At 59.2% G+C, this 23,063-nt stretch carries 21 protein-coding genes and 1 tRNA gene; 13 read left to right on the top strand and 9 right to left on the bottom strand.

Annotated elements, in window-relative coordinates; translation table 11 throughout:
- Window positions 1–63: 63 nt before the first annotated feature.
- The gene (locus A3714_RS16270; protein ID WP_062817521.1) at window positions 64–1,422 is read right to left on the bottom strand and encodes a KamA family radical SAM protein; all 1,359 of its coding nucleotides are present in this window, start codon (window positions 1,420–1,422) and stop codon (window positions 64–66) included.
- Between the two features lie 411 nt (window positions 1,423–1,833).
- On the opposite strand from A3714_RS16270, the gene A3714_RS16265 reads away from it, so the two are divergent.
- Together A3714_RS16265 and A3714_RS16260 are read left to right on the top strand one after the other, a co-directional pair.
- Complete coding sequence (locus A3714_RS16265; RefSeq protein WP_063508479.1) at window positions 1,834–3,279, top strand: phospholipase D-like domain-containing protein; 1,446 nt, start codon at window positions 1,834–1,836, stop codon at window positions 3,277–3,279.
- Between the two features lie 191 nt (window positions 3,280–3,470).
- Window positions 3,471–4,205 carry an START domain-containing protein gene (locus A3714_RS16260; RefSeq protein ID WP_063508480.1) on the top strand — a complete coding sequence of 245 codons (735 nt, stop codon included), beginning with the start codon at window positions 3,471–3,473 and terminating at the stop codon, window positions 4,203–4,205.
- Here the strand turns inward: A3714_RS16260 and A3714_RS17610 are convergent.
- On the bottom strand, window positions 4,162–4,338 hold the full coding sequence (locus A3714_RS17610) for a PLDc N-terminal domain-containing protein (RefSeq protein ID WP_082810913.1): 177 nt from the start codon (window positions 4,336–4,338) through the stop codon (window positions 4,162–4,164). The genes A3714_RS16260 and A3714_RS17610 overlap by 44 nt on opposite strands.
- Before the next feature lie 140 nt (window positions 4,339–4,478).
- Window positions 4,479–4,555 (bottom strand) — tRNA-Arg (locus A3714_RS16255).
- A gap of 362 nt (window positions 4,556–4,917) precedes the next feature.
- On the opposite strand from A3714_RS16255, the gene arsS reads away from it, so the two are divergent.
- From arsS to A3714_RS16235, 4 genes are all read left to right on the top strand, one after another.
- Window positions 4,918–5,877: an arsenosugar biosynthesis radical SAM (seleno)protein ArsS gene (gene arsS, locus A3714_RS16250; RefSeq protein ID WP_063508481.1), complete on the top strand. Its 960-nt coding sequence runs from the start codon at window positions 4,918–4,920 to the stop codon at window positions 5,875–5,877.
- On the top strand, window positions 5,874–6,563 hold the full coding sequence (locus A3714_RS16245) for a TIGR04283 family arsenosugar biosynthesis glycosyltransferase (RefSeq protein WP_231866154.1): 690 nt from the start codon (window positions 5,874–5,876) through the stop codon (window positions 6,561–6,563). Before arsS ends, A3714_RS16245 begins: the two co-directional genes overlap by 4 nt.
- Window positions 6,550–7,197, top strand: a complete 648-nt coding sequence (locus tag A3714_RS16240; RefSeq protein ID WP_063508504.1) for a TIGR04282 family arsenosugar biosynthesis glycosyltransferase — start codon at window positions 6,550–6,552, stop codon at window positions 7,195–7,197. The genes A3714_RS16245 and A3714_RS16240 overlap by 14 nt, the downstream gene beginning before the upstream one ends.
- Before the next feature lie 139 nt (window positions 7,198–7,336).
- A complete protein-coding gene (locus tag A3714_RS16235; RefSeq protein ID WP_063508483.1) occupies window positions 7,337–7,675 on the top strand; it encodes an Hpt domain-containing protein in 339 nt (112 codons plus the stop codon).
- Window positions 7,676–8,322: 647 nt separating this feature from the next.
- Here the strand turns inward: A3714_RS16235 and fdxA are convergent.
- The 3 genes from fdxA to A3714_RS16220 all read right to left on the bottom strand — a co-directional run bounded on the left by fdxA (window position 8,323) and on the right by A3714_RS16220 (window position 13,914).
- Window positions 8,323–8,658 (bottom strand): ferredoxin FdxA, encoded by a 336-nt coding sequence (gene fdxA, locus A3714_RS16230; protein WP_062817514.1) that lies wholly within the window; start codon window positions 8,656–8,658, stop codon window positions 8,323–8,325.
- Between the two features lie 355 nt (window positions 8,659–9,013).
- A complete protein-coding gene (gene mutS, locus A3714_RS16225; RefSeq protein ID WP_063508484.1) occupies window positions 9,014–11,557 on the bottom strand; it encodes a DNA mismatch repair protein MutS in 2,544 nt (847 codons plus the stop codon).
- A 551-nt stretch (window positions 11,558–12,108) separates the two neighbouring features.
- Window positions 12,109–13,914 (bottom strand): NAD(P)/FAD-dependent oxidoreductase, encoded by a 1,806-nt coding sequence (locus tag A3714_RS16220; protein ID WP_063508485.1) that lies wholly within the window; start codon window positions 13,912–13,914, stop codon window positions 12,109–12,111.
- Between the two features lie 194 nt (window positions 13,915–14,108).
- On the opposite strand from A3714_RS16220, the gene A3714_RS16215 reads away from it, so the two are divergent.
- Window positions 14,109–15,143, top strand: a complete 1,035-nt coding sequence (locus A3714_RS16215) for an AraC family transcriptional regulator (protein WP_063508486.1) — start codon at window positions 14,109–14,111, stop codon at window positions 15,141–15,143.
- A 291-nt stretch (window positions 15,144–15,434) separates the two neighbouring features.
- On the opposite strand, the gene A3714_RS16210 is transcribed toward A3714_RS16215, so the two are convergent.
- Entirely contained in the window at window positions 15,435–15,938 is a 504-nt protein-coding gene (locus A3714_RS16210) for a DUF2505 domain-containing protein (protein WP_063508487.1), read from the bottom strand.
- Between the two features lie 229 nt (window positions 15,939–16,167).
- Between A3714_RS16210 and A3714_RS16205 the strand changes: the two genes are divergently transcribed.
- Entirely contained in the window at window positions 16,168–16,641 is a 474-nt protein-coding gene (locus A3714_RS16205; RefSeq protein ID WP_063508488.1) for an NYN domain-containing protein, read from the top strand.
- A gap of 109 nt (window positions 16,642–16,750) precedes the next feature.
- Here the strand turns inward: A3714_RS16205 and A3714_RS16200 are convergent, their stop codons facing one another.
- Together A3714_RS16200 and rnk are read right to left on the bottom strand one after the other, a co-directional pair.
- The gene (locus tag A3714_RS16200; protein WP_063508489.1) at window positions 16,751–18,025 is read right to left on the bottom strand and encodes a bifunctional O-acetylhomoserine aminocarboxypropyltransferase/cysteine synthase; all 1,275 of its coding nucleotides are present in this window, start codon (window positions 18,023–18,025) and stop codon (window positions 16,751–16,753) included.
- 72 nt (window positions 18,026–18,097) lie between these two features.
- Window positions 18,098–18,478: a nucleoside diphosphate kinase regulator gene (rnk, locus tag A3714_RS16195; RefSeq protein ID WP_063508490.1), complete on the bottom strand. Its 381-nt coding sequence runs from the start codon at window positions 18,476–18,478 to the stop codon at window positions 18,098–18,100.
- Between the two features lie 390 nt (window positions 18,479–18,868).
- Here rnk and A3714_RS16190 point away from each other — a divergent pair, with 390 nt between their 5' ends.
- From A3714_RS16190 to A3714_RS16170, 5 genes are all read left to right on the top strand, one after another.
- Window positions 18,869–20,221, top strand: coding sequence for a wax ester/triacylglycerol synthase family O-acyltransferase (locus tag A3714_RS16190; protein WP_063508491.1), 1,353 nt, complete (start codon window positions 18,869–18,871; stop codon window positions 20,219–20,221).
- A 69-nt stretch (window positions 20,222–20,290) separates the two neighbouring features.
- Window positions 20,291–20,809: a CinA family protein gene (locus A3714_RS16185; protein ID WP_063508492.1), complete on the top strand. Its 519-nt coding sequence runs from the start codon at window positions 20,291–20,293 to the stop codon at window positions 20,807–20,809.
- 270 nt (window positions 20,810–21,079) lie between these two features.
- Window positions 21,080–22,117 carry a recombinase RecA gene (gene recA / locus A3714_RS16180; protein ID WP_063508493.1) on the top strand — a complete coding sequence of 346 codons (1,038 nt, stop codon included), beginning with the start codon at window positions 21,080–21,082 and terminating at the stop codon, window positions 22,115–22,117.
- The gene (locus A3714_RS16175; protein ID WP_062817494.1) at window positions 22,110–22,577 is read left to right on the top strand and encodes a regulatory protein RecX; all 468 of its coding nucleotides are present in this window, start codon (window positions 22,110–22,112) and stop codon (window positions 22,575–22,577) included. Before recA ends, A3714_RS16175 begins: the two co-directional genes overlap by 8 nt.
- 230 nt (window positions 22,578–22,807) lie before the next feature.
- Window positions 22,808–23,063 (top strand): TSUP family transporter (locus A3714_RS16170; protein ID WP_156493876.1); only part of this gene is annotated, 256 nt, incomplete at its 3' end.

Genomic DNA, 23,063 nt, shown 5'->3' with positions numbered 1-23,063 from the left:
ACAACAGCACGACACTTCAACCGCGTCGCTGTTAACTGTTCATTGTTAACTATTCACTGATCGTTACTCGCTTTCCATCTCTGCCAGCTCGTCTTCGAAGAAGAATTTCTCTTCGCCGAAGGCCGGTTCCAGATGATTCAGCCAGGTGGCGTCCTCGTTGTACTTGGCGAAGAAGGGACGCTGAACCCAGTCGTGGTTACGCCCCTGGATGAAGCGCAGGGCGAACACTTTCTCGCCGTTGATTTCGGTAACGCCCTGGATTTCCACCTTGCCCGGGTGGCTGGACATGCTCGGGCCACGGGCGGTACGGGCGATGCCGGAGACCTGCTTCATGGCATCACGGTAGATCTGCCAGGCCTTGGCCAGCGGGACTTCAAAGTAACGACGGGCACCGGTGTCCCGTTCCACAAACATGTAGTAGGGGATGATGCCCAGCTCGACCTGGGTCTGCCACAGGCGGGCCCAGTCATCGGCATTGTCGTTGATGTGTGCCAGCAGCGGGCCCTGGGCGCGGATCACGGCGCCGGTGGCGCGGACCCGGCGTACCGCTTCCCGGGCGATGTCGGTTTCCAGTTCCTGCCAGTGGTTGTAGTGAGCCATCAGCGCCAGGTGTTTGCCGCTGGCCTGCACTTCCCGGAACAAATCCAGAAGATCCTGGGCGTCGTCGTCGGATACCACGCGTTGCGGCCAGAAGGTCAGCGCCTTGGAACCGATGCGGATGGTGCGGATCTGTTCCAGTTCCAGCAGCGGCTCGATGTGGGCGCGCAGGTTCTTGGTCTTCATGACCAGCGGATCGCCACCGGTGATCAGCACATCGGTGATTTCCGGGTGCGCCTGGATGTACTTCTTCAGCTGGCCGGCTTCCTTGGTGGCGATTTTCAGATCGTTATCACCAATGAACTGGGCCCAGCGGAAGCAGAAGGTGCAGTAGCTGTGACACACCTGCCCCTGGCTGGGGAAGAACAGCACGGTCTCGTTGTACTTGTGCTGGACGCCGTCGATTTTTTCGCCGTCCACTTCCGGCATGTTGTGTTCCATCTGCCCGGCGGGGTGCGGGTTCAGGGCGTCACGAACTTCGGCGATGGCGGCCTTGATTTCCGCCTTGTCACCGCCGCGCATGGCCTCGGCCACCTTGTCGAAATGCTCCGGGGCCAGCATGCCTTTCTGCGGGAAGGTAAGCTGGTAGATGGGATCATTGGGCACCTTGTCCCAGTCGATCAGTTCGTCGATGACGTACTCGTTGACCCGGAAAGGCAGCACATTGGCAACGACTTCCATGGCAAAGCGGGTCTCGTCGTCTAGGCGTTTGAGTGGCTCGATCTTGTCGAGCTGGCGCGCGGTGAATACCTTGAAACGGCGCGGCTCTTCAAACTGCGTTTCCGTGCTCTGATGCAGCGGAATGACGGCATTGGTTTCGGGCATGGTATCGCTCCTCATCATGCGCCGGCATGACGACACTGGCGTCAACACCGGTACACTGGTTGCTAAACCAGCAGGACTTGTCTTTGTGCTACTGCTGCTGATGGCCAGCGGTGGCTGGCGCTGAAATTGGGCATGTGCCCGCTGTTACGTGCGTCCACGAGGTGACGCGGAGGACCTGGAACATGACGCTACCCAGCGATTTTCGGGGCAGGCGTGGGGCCAGCGAGGCCACCCGGCGTTCCAAAAGAGGGCGTATTTTAGTGACTTGGCCCGCAAAGCGCAAAACCGCTGATCTGACTGGGTTTTTTCCCGGAAACGGGGCCCGGGGGGATATGCTATGTTGACGCAATATTGCCAGCCTGGGGGCATGCGGTCCCGGCAGGCTACGGGTGGATACGGAGCTGAAAACCTTTGGATCTGAGATTCTGGAAAAGCCGTTGGGATCAGGGGCTGGCGGTGCTCGAGCCGTTCTGGCCCTATCTGGCTGCGGCCATCAGCCTTTTCCTGGCGATTTATGTCACCGCCCATGTGGCCCAGAACAAGCGCGATGCCCGTGCCGCCGCCGCCTGGACCGGCCTGGTGTGGCTGGTGCCAGTGCTGGGTGCGGTGCTGTATTTCATGCTGGGTGTCAATCGTATTCAGCGTCGCGCCCGGCAACTGACTGGCGGGTTGATCGACAGCGATGACGGCTGGCGGGTGGCCGCAGAGGCGGTGCCCACCGTGCCACACCTGCAGGTCCTCAGCCGTCTGGTAGGGCGCCTGACGCACCTGCCGCTTACCGATGGCAACGAATTGGCGTTGCTGGATGCCCCGCAAACCTATCAGGCCATGCTGGATGCCATTGAAAACGCCACCGAGAGCATCTATCTGGCCACCTATATTTTCGGCAATGATGCGGCCGGCAAACCGCTGGTGGATGCCCTGGCTGCCGCCGTCCAGCGTGGGGTAAAGGTGCGGGTGCTGATTGATGGCGTGGGCGCCCACTACTCCCTGCCATCGGTGGTCTGGCGCCTGCGTCGGCGCGGGGTGCCGGTGCAGCGGTTTCTGTACTCCCTGGCGCCCTGGCGCATGCCATATATCAATCTGCGAAACCACCGCAAGATCATGATTGTGGATCGCGCTCTGGGCTTTACCGGTGGGATGAATATTCGCGCCGGCTACCTGCACAAACCCGCTCGCACCACCGATCTGCATGCCCGGGTCGAAGGGCCGGTGGTGGGTCAGCTGTTGCGCAGTTTCGCGGCCGACTGGGTATTCACCTGCGGGGAAGTGCTGGAAACCAGCTATCGCGGTCCGGCCCTGGTCGGCGATGTGCAGGCGAGAGGTATCAGCGCCGGTCCGGATGCGGATTTTGATAAGCGCCGGCTTACCTTGCTGGCGGCCATTGGCAGCGCCGAGCGGCGCATCCGCATTGTGACTCCCTATTTCGTCCCGGACCTGACCCTTATGGCCACCCTGCAAATGGCGATATTGAAAGGCGTGCAGGTGCAGATCGTGATACCGAGCAAAAGCAACCTGCGCATGGTGAACTGGGCGAGTCTGCATGCGTTGCGGTGGTTGGTGGGCGAGGGGGCCGAGCTGTATCTGTCGCCGCCGCCGTTTGATCACAGCAAGATGATGACGGTGGATCAGCACTGGCTGATGCTCGGGTCCGGTAACTGGGATGCGCGCAGCCTGCGCCTGAATTTCGAATTCGATCTGGAGTGTTACAGCGCCACCCTGACCACCCGGGTGGACAAGATGCTGGATCGCCATATCCTGCTGTCTACCCGCATGGAGTCGGAGCATTTCCGCGACATGGCGCCCTGGCGTCGTTTGCGCAACGCCCTCTCGCATCTCATGGAACCCTATCTTTGATCTGAACCTGTGCCATGACGCACCAGTCAGCGGCGTTTCCAGCGCACCGGCTGTGCGACAAGTCGCATTTTCGGGTTGTCTATGTCACATTTTTCTTCGTCAGGCAGGTCTGGCGCTGTCTGGCAGGTTATAAAGTGATCACTCGCCGGACTGTCTCAAGTGCGGCGGTGGGGATGCGTCAGGGAAACAGAATGATAATAAAACGGTTTTTACTCGGCCTGCTCCTGCTGGGCGGATCTGCCCTGTCCGTGGCGGACACGGCAAAATGGGTACTGGTCACCGATCGGGATGGTATCCAGGTGTATCGGCAGGACGACGACAGCTCGCGGCTGAAAACCTTTCGAGGCGTGGGTCTCGTACCGGTGGCGGATTTCAATGCCATTGGTGCGCTGATGGATGATTACGAGGCGGTCGCCTCCTTCATGCACATGGTCTCGGAAATTCGCGACCTGCACCGGGCATCGCCGTACCAGCGGGATGTCTATGTGACCACGCGTTTGCCCTGGCCGGTGAAGGATCGGGATGCGCCCCTGCGAGTCACCTTCTATCAGGAGCCGGATAGCTACGACCTGATGATGCCGTTTTCCCTCAATCCCAAGGCGTTCCCCGAGCAGTCGGATTATGTGCGTATGCCGCAGATGGAGGGCTATTACCGGTTCGAGCCGCTGTCGCCGGGGGAGGTGAAGGTCACCATTGAAGTGATACTGGATCCGGGTGGGGCGATACCGGCCTGGTTGGCCAATATCATTTTGCGGGATATTCCGTATTTCTCACTGCGGCGTCTTCGTCGGGTAGTGAATATGCCGCGTTTCCAGGGCATCTCCCACGGCTACTACCAGACTCCAGAGAGCTGGCAGGAGCCGAAAGAGAAGCGGGAAGTCGCTAACGCTTCAGCGGCGACCCGGGCCCCATCAGCGCCCAGATAATCAGCCCGACCAGTGGCAAGATCAGTACCAGCAACACCCACAGCACCTTGTGCAGGGTTTCCGCGCTGGATTGAATGATCATCACGATGGCATAAATTGCCAGGGCCAGTTGTAGCAGTCCCAGGAGTTTCATCAGCAAGATCCTTCTCGTACCCAAATGGAACCCTCAATCTAGAGCAGCCGTTCCACCGGGTAAATCACTGATATGTAAAAGAGGATCTTATGGCCCTTAACGCAGGCAATATCCGGTATTCAACAGGAAAGAAAAGGAAATGGCGCCCCGAACAGGAATCGAACCTGTGACCTAGCGCTTAGGAGGCGCTTGCTCTATCCAACTGAGCTACCGGGGCTGAAGCAGTGACGATTGTAAGGACTTTTAGTGGCGGTGCCAGTTTCCGGGCCGCAAGCGGCTATTTTGTCGGCGCTTACTCGCCCTCCGGGCTCCGGCAAAGCGGCGATATCCGCTTCGCGTTCGTTCGGCCAAAGCACGCTTTGGAAACCCCCCGACCTCACCCAACTGAGCTACCGGGGGTGAAGCAGTGATGATTGTAAGGACTTTGACTCGTGGTGCCAGTCCTGAGGGAGAAAGCGGTCAAAATTCCGTCAGACGTCAGACGTCAGACATGTCGCGTGGCGCTTGCTGCGTTCACGTAACCTTTGCGACAACGCCGCATCCAATTGCTAGCATTGAAGAAATTGAGACAGGTGATGTATGCAGGATACCCACGATTTACTGGTGCGCAGCAGCACCGACTTTCCCGCGTTGCGGCGCCATGCCACGTCCATCTTGCAGGTGAACCTGGGGTATCTGTGCAATCTCAGTTGCGTGCATTGTCATGTGAACGCGGGCCCTACTCGCACGGAATTGATGGACCGGGAAACCGTGGACATGGTGCTGGAGGTGATCCGCCTTCGCCACATCCAGGTGCTGGATCTCACCGGTGGGGCACCGGAGATGAACCCCCATTTCCGCTACCTGGTGGAACAGGCCAGAGCCATGGATGTGGAGGTCATTGATCGCTGCAATCTCACCATTTTGCTGGAGCCGGGTTACGAAGATCTGCCGCAGTTTCTGGCGGACAACAAGGTGCATGTGGTGGCGTCGCTGCCCTGTTACCTGGAAGAAAATGTGAACAAGCAGCGTGGCAAAGGCGTCTATCAGGGCAGCATCGAGGCGATTCGCCGGCTTAATGCCCTGGGCTATGGCAGTGATGGGCTGCTGCTGGATCTGGTCTACAACCCTACCGGCCCTTCTTTGCCGCCGCCCCAGGCGGTGCTGGAAGCGGATTACAAGCGGGAACTGGATGAGCGCTTCGGGTTGCGTTTCAACAGTCTGCTGACCATCACCAATATGCCCATCAGCCGTTTCGGCGCCGTACTGCTGGCCCACAATCAGTTCAACGATTACATGCAATTGCTGCGCGACAGTTTCAACCGCGACACCCTGCCGGCAGTGATGTGTCGGGCCACCGTGAGTGTGGATTACCAGGGTTACCTGTACGACTGTGACTTCAACCAGATGCTGGATATGCCCCAGGGGCATCATGACGGGCATCAACATCTTTCCGTGTTGCTGGACCATGACCTGGAAGGGGAACCCATTTATGTGGCGGACCATTGCTTTGGCTGCACCGCCGGTGCCGGCAGCAGTTGCGGTGGTGCTCTGGGGTGAGCGGAGCCACTGTCACTGTGATCGTGCCGGTACGCAACGAAGCCGGCAGCCTGGCCACTACCCTGACCATGCTCCGGGATGCCCTGCAGGATGGTGATGAGCTGGTGGTGGTAGACGGTGGCAGTACCGATGCCAGTGTGGAAATTGCCCGTGGGCTGGCGGACCGGGTGGTCCTCTGTGAACCGGGCCGGGCCCGGCAAATGAATGCCGGTGCCCGACAGGCCAACGGTCACTGGCTGTGGTTTGTGCATGCGGATAGCCAGCTGGGGCCTGCCCACCGGCAATCACTGGCAGGTGTGCCGGCAGCTGCCGGATGGGGCCGCTTTGATGTGCGTCTGAGCGGTCGGCGTTTCCTCTATCGGGTCATCGGCGCCATGATCAATCTGCGTTCCCGGATCACTGCTATTGCCACCGGGGACCAGGGTATTTTTGTCCGCCGCGACCTCTTTGCTGCCGCCGGTGGCTTCCCGGACCAACCCTTGATGGAAGATATCGCCCTGAGCCGTTTGTTGAAGCCGCAAGCGGGCCGACCCCATTGCCTGCGCCCTCCGCTGATCACCAGCAGTCGGCGCTGGGATACCCGGGGAGCCTGGCCGACCATCTGGCTGATGTGGTCCCTTCGCTACCGCTACTGGCGGGGGGCGCCGCCGGAACAACTGTATCGGGATTATTATGGTGAGCCCTGAGCCGCGGTCGCAGCCGTTGCTGATTCTCTTCGCCCGGGCATTGCAGGCCGGCCGGGTAAAGACCCGCCTGATTCCCCAGTTCGGCGAACAGGGCGCGCTGAAGCTGTATCGCTTCCTGTTGACCCGCACCATTGCCGCCGCCTGCCGTTTTCCGGGGCGGGTGGAGCTGTGGCTGGATCAGCCGGACACGGAGCTACAGAATCTGGCGGAGCGCAATGGCTGGTCTTGCCATCAGCAACAGGGTGACGACCTGGGCGAGAAGATGGCCCTTGCGCTCAATATGGGCTTGTCGCAAGCGGACCGGGTGTTACTGATCGGCAGTGACTGCGCAGTACTGGGCCAGGAGTATTTCGAACAGGCGCTGACTGCCCTGGAGACGGCGCCGGTGGTATTCGGTCCCAGCGAGGATGGCGGCTACGTGTTAATTGGCAGTTCCCGGCAGAATTTGTGGCAACGCCAGCGCTTCCAGGGGGTTCGTTTCGGCGGCGAGCATGCCCTGGCCGACAGCGTCGTCTGTTTTCCGGGAGAGCGGGTGGCACGCCTGCCGACCCTGTGGGACGTGGATACCCATGATGACGTAATCCGTGCCCAGCGCTGTGGTGTTTTGCCCGGGATACCGCCAACCGTTGACTGAATGCGGCGTTGGCGGTGGCGCGAAGCCGGCAGAGTCGGTGTGCATCTCTACTAAATTCTTCTGGATTTTCGTGGTAGTCCACATAAGATTTCATGATTAATCGTTAGGGTTGCCTCCCGTAAAGGACGACGGAGCCAGTATGCAAAATTCAGCGATTCTCGACGACGAGGTCGTTAAGGAACTACAGGACGTGATGGGCCAGGATTTCCAGATGCTGGTGGATTCCTTTCACCGGGACGGGACACAACGGCTTGCCGCCTTGCAGGCTGCCCAGGCCGCCGGTGATCAGGAGGTTCTGCGCCGTCAGGCGCACAGCTTCAAGGGAAGTAGCGGGAATCTGGGCGCGGTGCAGGTATTCGAATTGTGCATGCAGCTGGAAAGCCTGGCCCGGGAAGGGGAGTTGGGACAAGCACCTGACTTGCTGGCACGACTCCAGGCGGCGTTTGAACAAGCCTGTACCGCCCTGCGCAAGGTCTGAGCCGAGCGCTTTTCCTGACTTTCAGACAAAAAAAACCCTCTTCCGAATAAGGGGGTGGAAGAGGGGGGTTGTGAGCGCTATTGCTAGCGCCTTGGGGGGATACTGTTTGAAGTGCTGCCGGACAAAAATGGCCCGTCACTTCATGGAAACAATGCTAACCGTAAGTGCCTGTGGGTGCTGTAAAAACGGGTGAGAAAATGTAAAAACGTAGGCGTCTTTTGGCATCACCATGTTGCGCGGGTCAGCGTTATTTCCCGGATATCAATGAGTGCTCCCTGGTCGCTTGTAAGAGATCTCTTACAAAGCTGTAGGAAAAAGCAGTCTTTTTGGGGCGAATTTAACCCGTTTCAGGCGATTTATTTTGCCTAAAATCATGATTTATAAGGGTTTTGTGCTTTTCGGGGTGTTTTGGCAGTAGAGTTTTAATATTTATTTTACCCAAACGGCCGAGAGCCATTGTTATAGTGGATTTGTGTTCAGGGACAAGGGCACAGGGACAAGCAAGGAAAGCACACAGGGAAGTTGCGGTGAGCGCAAAAGGGTCAGGACGACTCGACGCAAAAAAGGGCGGCAGGATGCCGCCCTTTTTCTTTGTCTGAAAAACACCTGAGTCCGGCGAGTGGCCTCACCGGCTCAGCGGAAAGGCGTTAGCCTTCCCACTCGCGCACCAGCTTCTCACGCTTGTTGGGCACACCGTCCCACTCTTCCGCGTCGTCCGGGGCGTCTTTCATTTCGGTAATGTTCGGCCACTTCTCGGCCAGTTCCGCATTGATTTCCAGGAACTCCTGCTCGCCCTCGGGGAGCTCGTCCTCAGAGAAAATCGCGTTGACCGGACACTCCGGCTCACACAGTGCACAGTCGATGCACTCGTCCGGATGGATTACCAGGAAGTTGGGGCCTTCGTAGAAACAGTCTACCGGGCATACTTCTACACAATCGGTGTGCTTGCAGTTAATGCAGTTCTCACCTACTACGAACGTCATAGCCTGTCCTCGCCAGGTGTCTTGATCTTTGTACAGCGCCAGACTGCCAATTATAGCAGCATCCGGTGCGGTCTCGCTTGGGGTGGCGCTAGTCTAGCGATATGGTCAAGGGCAGGCAAACAAAGCCTTGATATAAGGTAATAGCCCAGAGTGTTACCGGAGGACAACTGGGCGGTTGCAGACCCTTGCAGGAGCGCCGCTAGCGGCGCGATAACCCGAGTGTCGAGTTGCGAGAAGCGAGTTTCGAAAGGCAAACCCGAAACCACGGTAAAGCTTGACGATTTTCGCTTCTCGTAACTCGAAACTCGCGACTGGCCCTATCGCGCCGCCTTCCGCGGGGCGCGCTCAGGCAACGCTACAGCAGCCCTCTCAGCTTATACAGTGCCTCCAGCGCCTGCTTCGGGGTCAGATCATCCGGGTCCAGTTCCTTGAGGGCGTGCTCCACGGCGCTGGGCTCGGCGAAAAGACTGGCCTGGGCGGGAGCCGGTGACGGTGTGGCGGCTGGCGGTGTTGAGCGATCAGCGGCTGCCAGCGGTTTGCCTGCCTCCAGCTCGCGAAGCTTTTCCCCGGCCTGCTGGATCACACTTTGTGGCACCCCGGCCAGCTGTGCCACCTGCAGACCATAGCTGCGGCTGGCCGGGCCTTCCTGTACCCGGTGCAGGAACACGATGCGGTTGTCGTGCTCGCTGGCGGTGAGATGGGCGTTGTAGATGCCCGGCAACTGCGCCGGCAGCTGGGTCAGCTCGAAGTAGTGGGTGGCGAACAGGGTAAAGGCTTTGAGATTGCGGGCCAGATGTTCCGCCGCCGCCCAGGCCAGGCTCAAGCCATCGAAGGTGCTGGTGCCGCGGCCGATCTCGTCCATCAACACCAGACTCTGGGCGGTGGCGTTGTTGAGGATGTTGGCGGTTTCCGACATCTCCACCATGAAGGTGGAGCGGCCACCGGCCAGGTCATCGGACGAACCGATACGGGTAAAGATCCGGTCCAGATTGCCGATGCGGGCGCTGGCGGCAGGCACACAGCTGCCCAAGTGGGCGAGCAGGGCAATCAGCGCGGTCTGGCGCATGTAGGTGGACTTACCGCCCATGTTCGGGCCGGTAATGATCACCATGCGGCGGGCATCGTCCAGATGCAGGCTGTTGGGCACGAAGGCGTCATCCAGCACCTGCTCCACCACCGGGTGGCGGCCATCGACAATCTCGATGATGGCTTCCTCGTCCACCAGTTGCGGGCGTACCCAGTTCAGCGCCTCGGCGCGTTCTGCCAGGGCGGCCAGCACATCCAGTTCAGCCACGGCAGCGGCGCAGCGTTGCAGGGGGTGCAGGTCGGCGGCCACTTTTTCCAGCAGCTCCTCATAGAGACGCTTTTCCAGGGTCAGCGCCTTGCTGGAGGCAGACAGGGCCTTGTCCTCGAATTCCTTCAGCTCCGGGGTGATAAAGCGCTCGGCATTCTTCAGGGTCTGGCGGCGCTGGTAATCCACCGGCGCATCATCGGCCTCCCGCCGGGACAACTCGATGTAATAGCCGTGGACCTTGTTGTACTTCACCCGCAGGGTGGAGAAGCCGGTGCGCTCACGCTCGCGGGTTTCAATGTCCACCAGCACCTGACCGGCGTTCTCGCTGATGGAGCGCAGCTCGTCCAGTTCCTCGCTGTATCCGGTGGCAATCACGCCGCCATCGCGGATCAGCATGGGCGGGTTCTCGATGACGGCCCGGCCGAGAAGGTCCACCTGCTCCGGGAACTGGCCGATGCGCTCGATCAGTTCATAGAAGGCATCGGAAGCGGGCAGGGTGCCGATCAGGGCCGGCATGGCCTTGAGGCTGGCATGCAGGCGCGTCAGATCCCGGGGCCGCGCCGAGCGCAGGGCCACCCGGCCGAGAATCCGCTCCATGTCGCCGATGTCGTTGAGCACATCGCGGGTGGACTCGAAACACCAGCCCTGGCGCAACGCGTCGATCTGGTCCTGGCGCTGATTGAGGGTGGTGCGGTTGCGTAACGGCTGATGCACCCAGCGCTTCAGCTGGCGGGCGCCCATGGCGGTCTTGGTGCTGTCCAGGACCCAGGCCAGGGTGTGCTGCTCCTGGCCATCCAGGGTTTCGGTCAATTCCAGATTCCGGCGGGTGGCGGCGTCCATGGCCACGGTGTCATCGAAGCTTTCCACCACCAGCCCGGTCACGTGGGGCAATTCACCGCGCTGGGTTTCCTTGGCATAACCGAGCAGCGCGCCCGCAGCGGCCACGGCCACCGGCGTCGGTTCGCCGAAGCCGGCCAGGTCCTGCACCTGGAACTGCTGACACAACTGGCGGCGGGCTGACTCTCCATCAAACTCCCAGTCCGGGCGTTTACGGCTGCCGGGCTTCTCGCCCCAGCGGCCGGGCAGAGACTTGTCTTCACTATAGAGCAGCTCCGCGGGTGACCAGCGCTCCAGCAGCGCCTGCAGCTGTTCTCCACCGTCTACCTGGGTCACCACAAAACGCCCGGCCGCCACATCCAGGCTGGCGCAGCCATACTGGCCCTTGTCCTCATAGACGGCACAAAGCAGGTTGTCGCGGCGCTCTTCCAGCAGGGCCTCATCGCTGACCGTGCCCGGCGTGACAATGCGAACCACCTTGCGCTCCACCGGCCCCTTGGCCAGCGCCGGATCACCGATCTGCTCGGCAATGGCCACGGACTCCCCCAGCTTCACCAGCCTGGCCAGGTAGTTCTCTGCGGCATGGTAGGGAATCCCCGCCATGGGAATCGGCTTGCCGGCACTCTGGCCCCGCTGCGTCAGGGTAATGTCCAGCAACCGCGCGGCCTTCTGGGCATCGCCAAAGAACAACTCGTAGAAATCCCCCATGCGGTAGAACACCAGCTGATCCGGGTGTTCGGCCTTGATCGCCAGGTATTGCTGCATCATCGGCGTATGTTGGCTCAAGTCCGCGCTCACGCTTCCTCCGGGGGTTTTTGTTGCGTCAATGGGTCGTGATGAAAGGGGGCATGATATAGGGATAAGGGGAAGGAATCATCGGCAGGGGACGTCTCAACATTGAATCTTCTCAATCGGGGACACCCATCAATCAGGAGATCTCCTACAGGGTTTTTAGTCTTAATCTGATAAGGAACTGATCATTTGGTCAGTTTTTTTGAGTCATGGAAAAGCAAGGACGCTACCCATGACCCGCGCTCGTTATAGTCAGGTATCGCTGGATTTCACGTATTACTATCACTGTATCTGCGGCTGTGTGTGGCGGGTTTTTCTATGTGTCAAAGATCACTATTCGGGTCAGGACTATGAGCCCCGCCGTCAGTGGGTGGCAGGCCAAAGCCTGCCGGGATGGTAAGTTATGGGTTTGGTTGATTAAATTTATGCGAGTTTTGGCGTTATCCGCGCTTGGAAATAACGGCCGAGACTCAACGAGAACGCCGAGGATGTTGATCCCCGGCGCTCAATCCTGAAGCGCGGGAAGGTTACGCTTTTACGGCTCTTTTCAAGGGCGCTGCATTCTCTCTTTCTTCCGCTTCCGCTTCCTGGCGGGTCTGCTTTTTTTGTCCTTTCAGTCGGCACGCTGTCAGTGGGTCGAAGTCGGGGCTCCACTGGGAGAACCGTGACGGATCGGCCAGCACCTTGCCGCTACGGATTTCTTCTTGCAGATTACGCCCGGTGATGGCGCTAGCCGCATAAAGTCCGCTTAACATGGCTCCTGCCGTCCCCGGCCCCCAGGTGGTGCTGGCCCCCGCCATGAACAGTCCCTTGATGACGGTGTTGACGCCCGGCCGGAAGGGGCCGAATTGGGTTATGCGAGGTTCGATGCCAAATGCCGCGCCCTGGCTTGTGTAGGTGAACCGCTCCTGGGAGGCGGGCGTGCCTTGTTCATTCCAGGCAACCTTGGCAGAGGCTCCAGGGTAGGCCTGTTCAATACGGTCCAGCAGCCCGGTCGAGATGATTTCCTTTATTTCCTGATAGCGAGAGTCGCGACGGTAGGCGCCGGTGGCCACATCGTAGCCGTTGAATCCCCACAGATTGGGATCTGAGGGTGCCAGTGTTTGTGCTTCAATGGCAGCATGGCCTGAAGGCGCACTGCGGTGATTGTCCAGGTCTCGTCGGGTTGAACACTGGACAAAGGCTGGCTGGTTACGGGCAAAGTCTTGTGCCCAGTCTATCGGGTCGCGGCCCGAGGCCCGGGTCACTCGTCGCGAGAAAGACCGATGCAGGTTCCACAGTGAAGAGGTGCTGTCCCAGTTGGGCACAACATAGTAATTGGTGTTCGGGGTCTTGCTGATATCGATTTCGATACCGAAAAACCCATTGATCAAGGGGTGAGACATTTTCCAGTTTTCGCTGCGGCGAGTGACGGAGGCGGGCAGGTTTTCGTAGCCTACCAGGTCCCGGTAAGTGCGTTTGATGTCGCCCGCCGCTACCACCGCTGAGGCACGAAGCTCTCTTCCTCCTTCCAGGCGAACCCCTTTGACTGCTCCGCCTTCGATCAGAATCCGATCGACATGGGTCTGGGTACGGATTTCACCCCCATGGCTGCGAATCACTTCGGCAAAACCCGCGGCAATCATCTGGCCACCGCCTTTCGGGTACCAGGCGCCACCGTTGATGAAATCATGCAGAAAGGACGCCCGCATCATTACTGGTGCCGCATCCGGCGTTGTCGCTGTGGCAGCATCCTGCAGGGAAAGCGTCATGATGGTGCGGGGGCGCAAGCGACAGGCGGCAAGCAAAGAGGCATGAGGCATCATGATCCACGGTGCTGCCCAGCCACATCGCGCGGCGAATTTGGCCATTTCGGTTTTCGATGAGAAGGACACGCTGGGGTCCAGACTATTGGCGATTCTTCGCATCACCGAGATATAGAAACGCAGTCCGCGCGCTTCGCCCGGGAAGGCAAGGAGCAGATTCTCCAGATATTGATCCCAGCAGGAGGGAGTACGAAGCTCCAGATCCGGGCCGATAATGGTGTCGAAGCCGTCGCGATCCAGTTGCAGCCAGTGTATTCGGTCGTCCAGACCGAGGCCTTGCATCAACGTTGCTATCGTAGAACCCGGGCCGCAATCGCCGATGTAATGAACCCCGCAATCGAATTCCCATTTTTTCTTGCGACGAAAGACATGCGAGCTCCCCCCCAGGACGGCATAGCGCTCCAGTAACAGAGTGCGTTTGCCGGATGCGGCGAGGTAAGCGGCTGACGAGAGTCCACCGAGGCCAGCGCCGATAACGATGGCATCCCAGTTTTCAGAATGAGCGGAAGAAGCGTTTCCAGAAGTCATTATCTTCACCGATATTTTAATGGTTTCTCGCGGTCAGGCTTATCGCCTGGCGTTGGGCTTGTCCTCATACGGTGAGGGGCTATTTGCATAAGCAAGCCGGGAGCCCTAGATCTTGATTTGACAAATCTAGTGAGGATGATGACATTGGTGAATGACAAAGTGGTGCAGAAATTTGACTTTTGGGGACATCTTTGATGACGGTTAAACCCTACTGGGATGTTTTGCGGCCCACTAGCAGCTTGAATATCCTGCTGCAATGCGCAGGAGACTATGGCCTTGGCAGTGAACGGTGCTTATCCGGCAGCGGAATAGAGGAGGACAGTCTGCTTGCGCCGCAGGCGCATATATATGGAAGGCAAGAGTTGCATGTGATTCGCAATATTCTTGCCGAGCTGGGCCCCGGGACGCCGCTGGCTCTGGAAGTGGGTTGCCGTCAACATGCCACCACCTTTGGCATGCTGGGTTTTGCCATCCTGAGTAGCCAGAACCTGCAGGAAGCCATGCAGCTTTTTCTTCGCCACATACGCATGACGTCTTCCTACTCCCGTATCACCCCTGCTTCTGGGAATGGGGAGGCATTGCTGCGGGCCGATAATTCCCAATTGCCAGCGGATGTCCGCAACTTCCTCGTGGAGCGTGAACTTGCCACGCTGATTACGCTGGAGAGAGATCTGGCACCGCTGGACATGCGAGCTCAGGCGGTAAGGTTCCAGTTCCCTGAGCCTTCGTATGCTCATCGCGTCGAGGGCATTCTGGGCATTGTTCCGGAATATGATTTTCCCACCAATGAATGTGCATTTCCCGTTGAAATGCTGAAGATGCCCTTGTCGCAGAGTAACCCGGCGACCCGGCAAGCCTGTGAAGAAGAGTGTCGTCGTTTATTGCAGACAATGAGCGACCGTTCCGGACTGGCAAGCCAGGTGAGAGACCGTTTGGTCAATAGTGCTTCGCTCTTTCCGAGCATGCAGTCGTTGGCCGATGATATGAATATTCACCCGAAAACCCTGCGCCGCCGTCTGGCCAAAGAGGGGGTGATTTTCTCGGACTTGCTGGAGGAGGTACGCAGGGCGATTGCGGAAGAATTACTGGTCAATACCGAGTTGTCCCATGAGGAGATCTCCGTGCGCCTGGGCTATTCCGAGACGTCGGCGTTTTCCCGAGCATTCAAACGCTGGAATTCGGTTTCTCCTCGTCACTTCAGGCGTGATCTAAGAGCCAAAGAGCACTGAATCGTTACTGAAGCAGGGCTCAATGCTGTTGATGTTGTTGTGCTGAGTGGCCGCGGTGAATGCCGTGCACGGTTACGCGGATTACTGCCGGCGGGCTGTTTCGCTGACTCACAAGTTGATGGCATACGGGCTACCGCCCGGCCGAGGGTATCCAGAATGTCTGGCCGGGTAATGAAGTTGCCGGCCTTGGGGCACTGTGCGGGGAGATCAGCGGTGGCTATCGTAGTTAGGTCGGTGTCTGCCTTTTAAAAGACAAGTGCGGCAACGGTTATAACGACACACTTTTCAAGATCACTGATAGCGTTCCGCCAGCCGCGCCATGACGATCTTTCCCTTGTCATCATCCCGCTGGAATTTCCTGTCCAGGTCACGGGCCATGAGCTCGGCGATCTTCTGTCCCACCACAGGCACATTCACATTGATGTTGAAGTTCAGGTCCAGGGTGGTTTGCTCGCCCTGATCGATCAGTCGCATGTCACAGGTCACTCGGGCGGGGGTGCCTTTCATGGTGATATCCAGAGTGCCGGTTTTGCTTTTCAGGTCCCAGGTATCTGTCTGGGTAAGGGTGATGGTGTCGTCAATGAATTTGCGAGCAAAACGGGGCAAGGGGATTTCCAGAGACACATCGCGCTGGACGGTAATGTGGCTTCGGCTATTGTCGCAGGAATGATCCAGCAGCGTGATGTGGCGGGCCCCCGTAAGCCGGTATTTTTCCAGGAAGTAGTCCTTGTCCGAGAACAGCCTGATAACCACATCACTGGGTAGCGGATAGGTGCTTTGTTTGTGGAATCTCATCGTCCCTCCCAGCGAAGTCGTGCGGCACCCCGTTATGCGGCCATGGGTGTTTGACCACGCTTTTGCTAACGACTAGCTCCATCATTGCCCAGAATGGGGCGCGGGTAACGATCTTTTTGCCTGCCAGACAGGGAAAGTGCCCTGCAGCGTTGCCGGGTGTTAAGGTGTTTATCCGGTTCCTCCTCTCTTTCTTTATTTCAACGGGTTCCGGTGCTGTCAGGAATTTTTTATGACCCGCATCGCGGTTTTTGCCGACGTTCAGAATATTTATTACTCCTCTCGCCAGTCATTTGGGAGGCAGTTCAATTACCGGGCCCTGTGGCAGCAATTGCAGGAGCGGGGGGAGATTGTCCATGCCTTTGCCTATGCGACCTATCGTGGGGATGACGGGCAGACCAAGTTTCAGGATGCCCTCAAACACATTGGCTTTACCGTAAAACTCAAGCCTTTCATTCAGCGCAGCGATGGCTCAGCCAAGGGGGATTGGGATGTGGGTATTGCCGTGGATGTGATGACCCTAGCCCCGCAGGTGGATACCGTGGTGTTGCTATCCGGTGATGGCGATTTTGATGTGCTGCTGGAGCGGATCAATGCTGACCCCGGTGTGCGGACAGAGGTTTATGGGGTGGAATCGCTGACGGCCCGTTCCCTGATTGACAGTGCGTCGGTGTATCACCCGATCGGCGACGATCTTCTGTTGTAGCCATTGGGCAAATCGTCGGGCTGGGGACAAAGCCGGCATGGTTGCCGTTGGCGCTTTGCGAGCAAAGCGCCAACGGTGGCTCTGTGAATGTGCTTGTTACGCTCCTGTCCTAGCGCGCGGCGTCCAGGGCCTGGCTGATGTCTGCCAGGATATCGTCAATGTGCTCGATACCGATGGACAGGCGCACCATCTCGCGGCTGACGCCGGCGTTGGCCAGTTCCTTGTCATCCAGCTGCCGGTGAGTGGTGGAGGCCGGGTGGCACGCCAGGGAGCGGGCATCGCCAATGTTCACCAGGCGCAGGATTAGTTGCAGTGCGTCGATGAATCGCGCCCCGGCTTCCTGGCCGCCCTCGATGCCGAAGCTGAGAATGCCGGACGCGCGGCCGTTCATATATTTCTGTGCCAGCGCATTGTCCGGGCTTTCCGGCAGGCCAGCGTAGTTCACCCAGTTGACCTGGGGGTGGTCACGCAGGAACTCGGCCACCTTCTGGGCGTTTTCACAGTGGCGGTCCATACGCAGCGGCAGGGTTTCAATGCCCTGCAGGATCAGGAAGGTATTCATGGGGCTCAGGGCCGCACCGGTGTTGCGCAGCGGTGCCACCCGTGCGCGACCGATGAAGGCGGCTTCACCGAGGGCTTCGGTATAGACCACACCGTGGTAGGACGGATCCGGCTCATTCAGCACCCGGAAACGCGCCTTGTGTTCAGTCCAGGGGAATTTCCCGGAATCCACAATTACCCCGGCTACGGAGTTGCCGTGCCCGCCCATGTATTTGGTCAGCGAGTGGACCACGATATCGGCACCGTGCTCGATAGGCCGCCACAGGTAGGGCGTGGCCACGGTATTGTCGACGATCAGCGGCACACCGGCCTTATGGGCCACCTCGGCCAGGCGGGCGATGTCGACGATGTTGCCGGCCGGGTTGCCCACGGACTCACAGAAGACGGCCTTGGTGTTGTCATCAATGGCGGCAGCCAGGGCATCAAAATCATCGTGGCTGACAAAGCGGGCTTCAATACCCCGACGCGGCAGGCTGTGGGCAAAGAAGTTGTAGGTGCCACCATAGAGTTTGCTGGTGGTGACGATGTTGTCGCCCACTTCGGTGATGGTTTCCAGCGCATATTCGATGGCGGCCATGCCGGAGGCCACTGCCAGCGCGCCCACGCCGCCTTCCATGGCCGCGACCCGTTCCTCGAGCACCGCATTGGTGGGGTTCATGATGCGGGTGTAAATATTCCCGGGTACCTTCAGATCAAACAGATCCGCCCCATGCTGGGTATTGTCGAAGGCATAGGACGTGGTCTGGTAGATCGGTGTCACCACTGCCTTGGTGGTGGGATCCACCTGAAAGCCGGCACGCACGGCAAGGGTTTCCATCTTCATGAGCAGTCCTTGTGTTGTTGTGTGAGTGAGTCAGTGTCAGAGCGTATCAAACTGTGGAATGGTTATCCGGCGTTATGCCCGGCTTACGGACAGCAGCTGTAAACGCAAAAAATGGCCCTGGTGCGGCCAGCGTATCTCGTCACCTACCTTCAGGCCTAAAAGGGCCGCACCGGCAGGGGTCAGAATGGAAATGGCGTCGCTGACGGTCTGTGTCTCGTGGGGCAGGGTCAGCACTCTTTCGTGCTCCCTGCCGGTGGCAACATTGCGAAACCGCAGGCGGCTGCCGAGGGTAACCACGTCCTCTGGCATGGCGCTCGCCTCCACAATATTGGCCCGGGCCAGTTCGTCGTAAAGGTAATCGATCTGGTCCGAATCGCCCTTGAAGTTATCCAGCACGGCAAACAGGCGGTCACGGTCTGTGGTACTGACGGTAATAGGGGGTAGTGTGTTCATGGTGTTCTCCTGACGGTGTTAACAGTGGTTTTACCGGGTCGCCGAACCCCGGTGTGTCATCGGGTGTTCGGCGTCAGGAGAGAAAGGCAGTGGTGCTCGCAACCTGCGCGAAAGCGCTGGCAGTGGGAAAAAAAATGAAGCCGTCAGTGACAGCAATAGTAGGGCGAACGAGGTTCATGGAGTGAGATTAGCAGAGCCGGTTATTTTGTCCAGCGTGCTGTGAACCAGCGCGTCGGGAGGACAGGGCAGGGCGCTGACGGCCATGCCAAATAACCAAACGCAACGAATCTCATAATGCTGTTTCGCCATGAATATGGATGATTTGGCTATTGGCAGTTGATCGTCACGGCACCAGTATCGACCGTGGCCCATAACAATAAGGAGATCGGGATGGCGCGAAAATTATCCATTATGGATTCCGGCTGGCTGATGATGGAAACCCGGGAAACCCCCATGCATGTGGGCGGGTTGGCCCTGTTTGCGATACCGGAGGATGCCCCCAGCGACTACATGGAAAGCGTTTACCGCTTCATGGTGGAAGTGGATGGGGTGTGCCGGCCCTTCAGCCAGAAGATCCAGTCACGGCTGCCCGGTCGACTGGATGCGGCCTGGGTGGAGGACAAGAATTTTGACATTGATTACCACGTACGCCACTCCGCTTTGCCGCGCCCTGGTCGGGTGCGGGAGTTGCTGGCGCTGGTGTCACGGCTGCATGCCCAGCGTCTGGATCCGGGGCGGCCCCTGTGGGAGAGCTATCTGATCGAAGGCCTGGAGGGCAACCGCTTCGCCCTTTATACCAAGATGCACCATTCCATGGTGGACGGCATGGCCGGCATGCACCTGATGCAGTCGCGGATGGCCAGCAGCGCCGATGAAAATCTGCCGGCGCCCTGGTCCGGGGAATGGGACAAGCGCAAGAAACCCCGCAAGAAAAGCGTGGCAGTGGCTGCCAAGGCCGGGGTGCTGGATGGGGCGGGCAGTGTGCGCCGGGGTGCCGGGCAACTGGTGGATCTGTTGCGTCTGCCCAAAGACAGTAATGTGAAAACCATCTACCGGGCCCCCAAGACGGTGCTCAATCGTCGCGTTACCGGTGCCCGCCGGTTCGCCGCCCAGTCCTGGTCTCTGCCGCGCATCAAGGCCGCGGCAAAAAAACACAATGGCACCGTCAACGATATTTTTCTGGCCATGTGTGGCGGCGCCATGCGCCGCTACCTGGAAACGCTGGATGCCTTGCCCGCCGAGCCGCTGGTGGCCCAGGTGCCGGTGTCCTTGCGCAGCGCCGATCAGGCCGAAGGCGGTGGCAATGCCATCACCACGGTACAGGTAAGCTTGGCCACCCACATTGCCAGCCCGCTGGGCCGCCTGGTCGCCATTCAGGAATCCATGCAAGCGGTGAAGACCCGGCTGGGTGAGATGCAGAAGTCGGATATCGACGCCTATACGGTGATGACCAACATGCCTCTCTCCCTGGGACAGGTGACGGGCCTGTCCGGTCGAGTCAGCCCCATGTTCAACCTGGTGATCTCCAACGTGCCGGGGCCAAAAGACACCTTGTACTTCAATGGCGCAGAGTTGCTGGCCTCCTACCCGGTATCCCTGGTGCTGCACGGGTATGCGCTGAATATCACCGTGGTCAGCTACAAGGACAGTCTGGAGTTCGGGGTGATCGGCTGCCGTGACACCCTGCCGCATATCCAGCGCTTCCTGGATTATTTCGAGGCCTCGTTGGCCGAGCTGGAATAGCGCCTTGGGCGGTACGGGTCGGCGGTGGTATCTTGCGGGTTCGCTGGCAGGATTATATTCGGAGACACCGTGCATCACGACGACATCGCCCAGGCCGTGCGGCAACTGGCAGAGCAGCTGATCCAGCAATCGATCATGGTCGTTACGGCGGAATCCTGCACCGGGGGCGGCATTGCCCAGGCGTTGACTGCCCTTGCCGGGTCTTCCCGCTGGTTCGAGCGGGGTTTTGTGACCTATTCCAATGAGGCCAAGCAGGAGATGCTCGGGGTGCAGAGCGCCACCCTGGAGCGTACCGGCGCGGTCAGTGAAGACACCGCACTGGAGATGGCACTGGGTGCGGTACGGCATTCCCGTGGACAGGTAAGCATGGCCGTCACCGGCATCGCCGGTCCGGAGGGCGGCTCTCCTGACAAGCCCGTGGGGACGGTATGGATTGCCTGGGGGCACCACAATGGAGAGGCCGAGGCGCAGTGTTTTCATTTTTCCGGTGACCGGGATGCCGTCCGTCAGCAGACGATTGTGGAAGCCATTCGGGGCTTGAATGCGCGCCTGAAGTCGCCACAATCGTCATCATTCACCGGGCCTTAAGCGCCGGGTGACACCTTTCACGCCTCCCTTGCCGGGCATCGACGATGCTTCAGACAAGGTCATGGGCATGGAAAATCAACGATTTACCGCACTGATGATGGCAACAACGCATCAGCCTGCAAGCGGTCCCGGTTGCCGGGGTTGCAATGAGCCGCAATAGCTGTTCATAATACTGTCCATATTGTCAGTGCTGGCTAAAAGGCCAGATACGGCAAGGCACAATACGGTCGCCGTCAATGAATGACGCACCAGTTAACGGAGAGGGGTCACATGAGCGATAAAGGTAAGGCGCTGTCTGCGGCGCTGTCACAGATCGAGCGTCAATTCGGCAAGGGTTCCGTCATGCGCATGGGCGATCGCAAGCGCGAGCGCATGCCGTCCATTTCCACCGGCTCTCTGGGTCTGGACATCGCTCTGGGAATTGGCGGTCTGCCGAAAGGGCGTATCGTGGAAATCTACGGGCCGGAATCCTCCGGTAAAACCACCCTGACCCTCAGCGTGATTGCCCAGGCGCAGAAAAAAGGCGCCACCTGTGCCTTCGTGGATGCGGAGCACGCGCTGGACCCGGACTACGCGGAGAAACTGGGTGTCAACGTGGATGACCTGATCGTGTCCCAGCCCGACACCGGCGAGCAGGCGCTGGAAATCACCGACATGCTGGTACGTTCCGGCGCCGTGGACGTGGTGATCGTGGATTCCGTGGCGGCCCTGGTGCCCAAGGCGGAAATCGAAGGCGAGATGGGCGATGCCCACGTGGGCCTGCAGGCCCGCCTGATGAGCCAGGCCCTGCGCAAGATCACCGGTAACGTGAAAAATGCCAATACCCTGGTGGTGTTCATCAACCAGATCCGCATGAAGATCGGTGTGATGTTCGGTAACCCGGAAACCACCACCGGCGGTAACGCCCTCAAGTTCTACTCCTCCGTGCGCCTGGACATTCGTCGCATCGGGGCAGTGAAACAGGGTGATGAAGTCACCGGTAACGAAACCCGGGTCAAGGTGGTGAAGAACAAGGTATCGCCGCCGTTCCGTCAGGCCGAATTCCAGATTCTCTACGGCCAGGGGATCAACCAGCTGGGTGAAGTGCTGGACCTGGGCGTACAACAGGGCCTGGTAGACAAGTCCGGTGCCTGGTACGCCTACAAGGGCGACAAGATCGGTCAGGGCAAACAGAATGCCTGTGACTTCCTGCGGGAGAATCCGGCCATTGCCGAGGAAATCGAGCAGGAAATCCGTGCGCGCTTGCTGCCGGATCCCACTGAGGCGCCGGCTGCCAAGGAAGAGGAAGCTGAAGTCGGTAATGAGTGAACCGCTCACGGAATCCGAATTGCGCCAGCGGGCCGTGGGCCTGCTGGCGCGTCGGGATCACGCCCGCCGCGAGCTGGAGACCAAGCTGCGTCAAAAGGTGGGTGAGCATCCGGCGCTGAACACAGTGATGGCCTGGTGTGAAGAACATGGCTTTATCGACGACCGGCGCTTTGCCGGTTTTTTTGTGCGTTCCAGGATCGAGCGGGGGCAGGGCGCCCTGCGAATCCGTCAGGAGCTGCAACTCAAGGGCGTGGACAATGAACTGATCGCCCAGGCTCTGGAGGCGGCAGAGGTGGACTGGTTTGCCCTGGCCCGGGAGGTGCGGGCCCGGCGCTTTCGTCAGTACCCGGGCAAGGACCAGAAAGAGAAAGCCCGCCAGCTGCGTTTCCTGCAACAGCGGGGTTTCGACGCCGAACAGAGTTTTGCTGCACTGGAGTGTTCACCGGAGGATGAGCTGTAGTACGTCCTTCACTTCGTGTTCCCCATCACTGCATTCCTTACTTCGTTGGAGCCTTGCTCGCAAGGCGAAGGGGAGAATGAATCCCGGTGCCTGCTGAAGTCTTCGCTTTGCGAGCAAAGCTCCAACGGGGCCGGTTTGTGTGAAGAAGCGGATCCCTCGGTAATTTGCCGCTTGGTTTGAATTCGGTTCAAGGCGTATCCTTCGCTTTTGCGTCTTGTGTGAGATCTCCCATGGAATACCTGTCTGATCCCTGGCTGGCGGCGGCCATGCTGGGTGCCGGTGTATTGGCCGGGTTTATCAATACCCTGGCCGGGGGCGGTGGCTTGTTGATCCTGCCGTTGCTGATGCTCAGTGGCATGAGTGCGGCATTGGCCAACGGCACCATGCGGGTGGGGGTGCTGATACAGAGCGTGGAGGCGGTGCGGCAGTTCAACAAGCGCGGGACCATGCCGTTCAAACCGCTGCCGGCCATTCTGGTGCCCTGTC

The sequence above is a fragment of the Alcanivorax sp. HI0007 genome (assembly GCF_001635525.1).
Lineage (GTDB): Bacteria > Pseudomonadota > Gammaproteobacteria > Pseudomonadales > Alcanivoracaceae > Alcanivorax.
The sequence above is the reverse complement of the archived record's forward strand: the minus strand, read 5'-3'. Positions and strand labels throughout refer to the sequence as shown.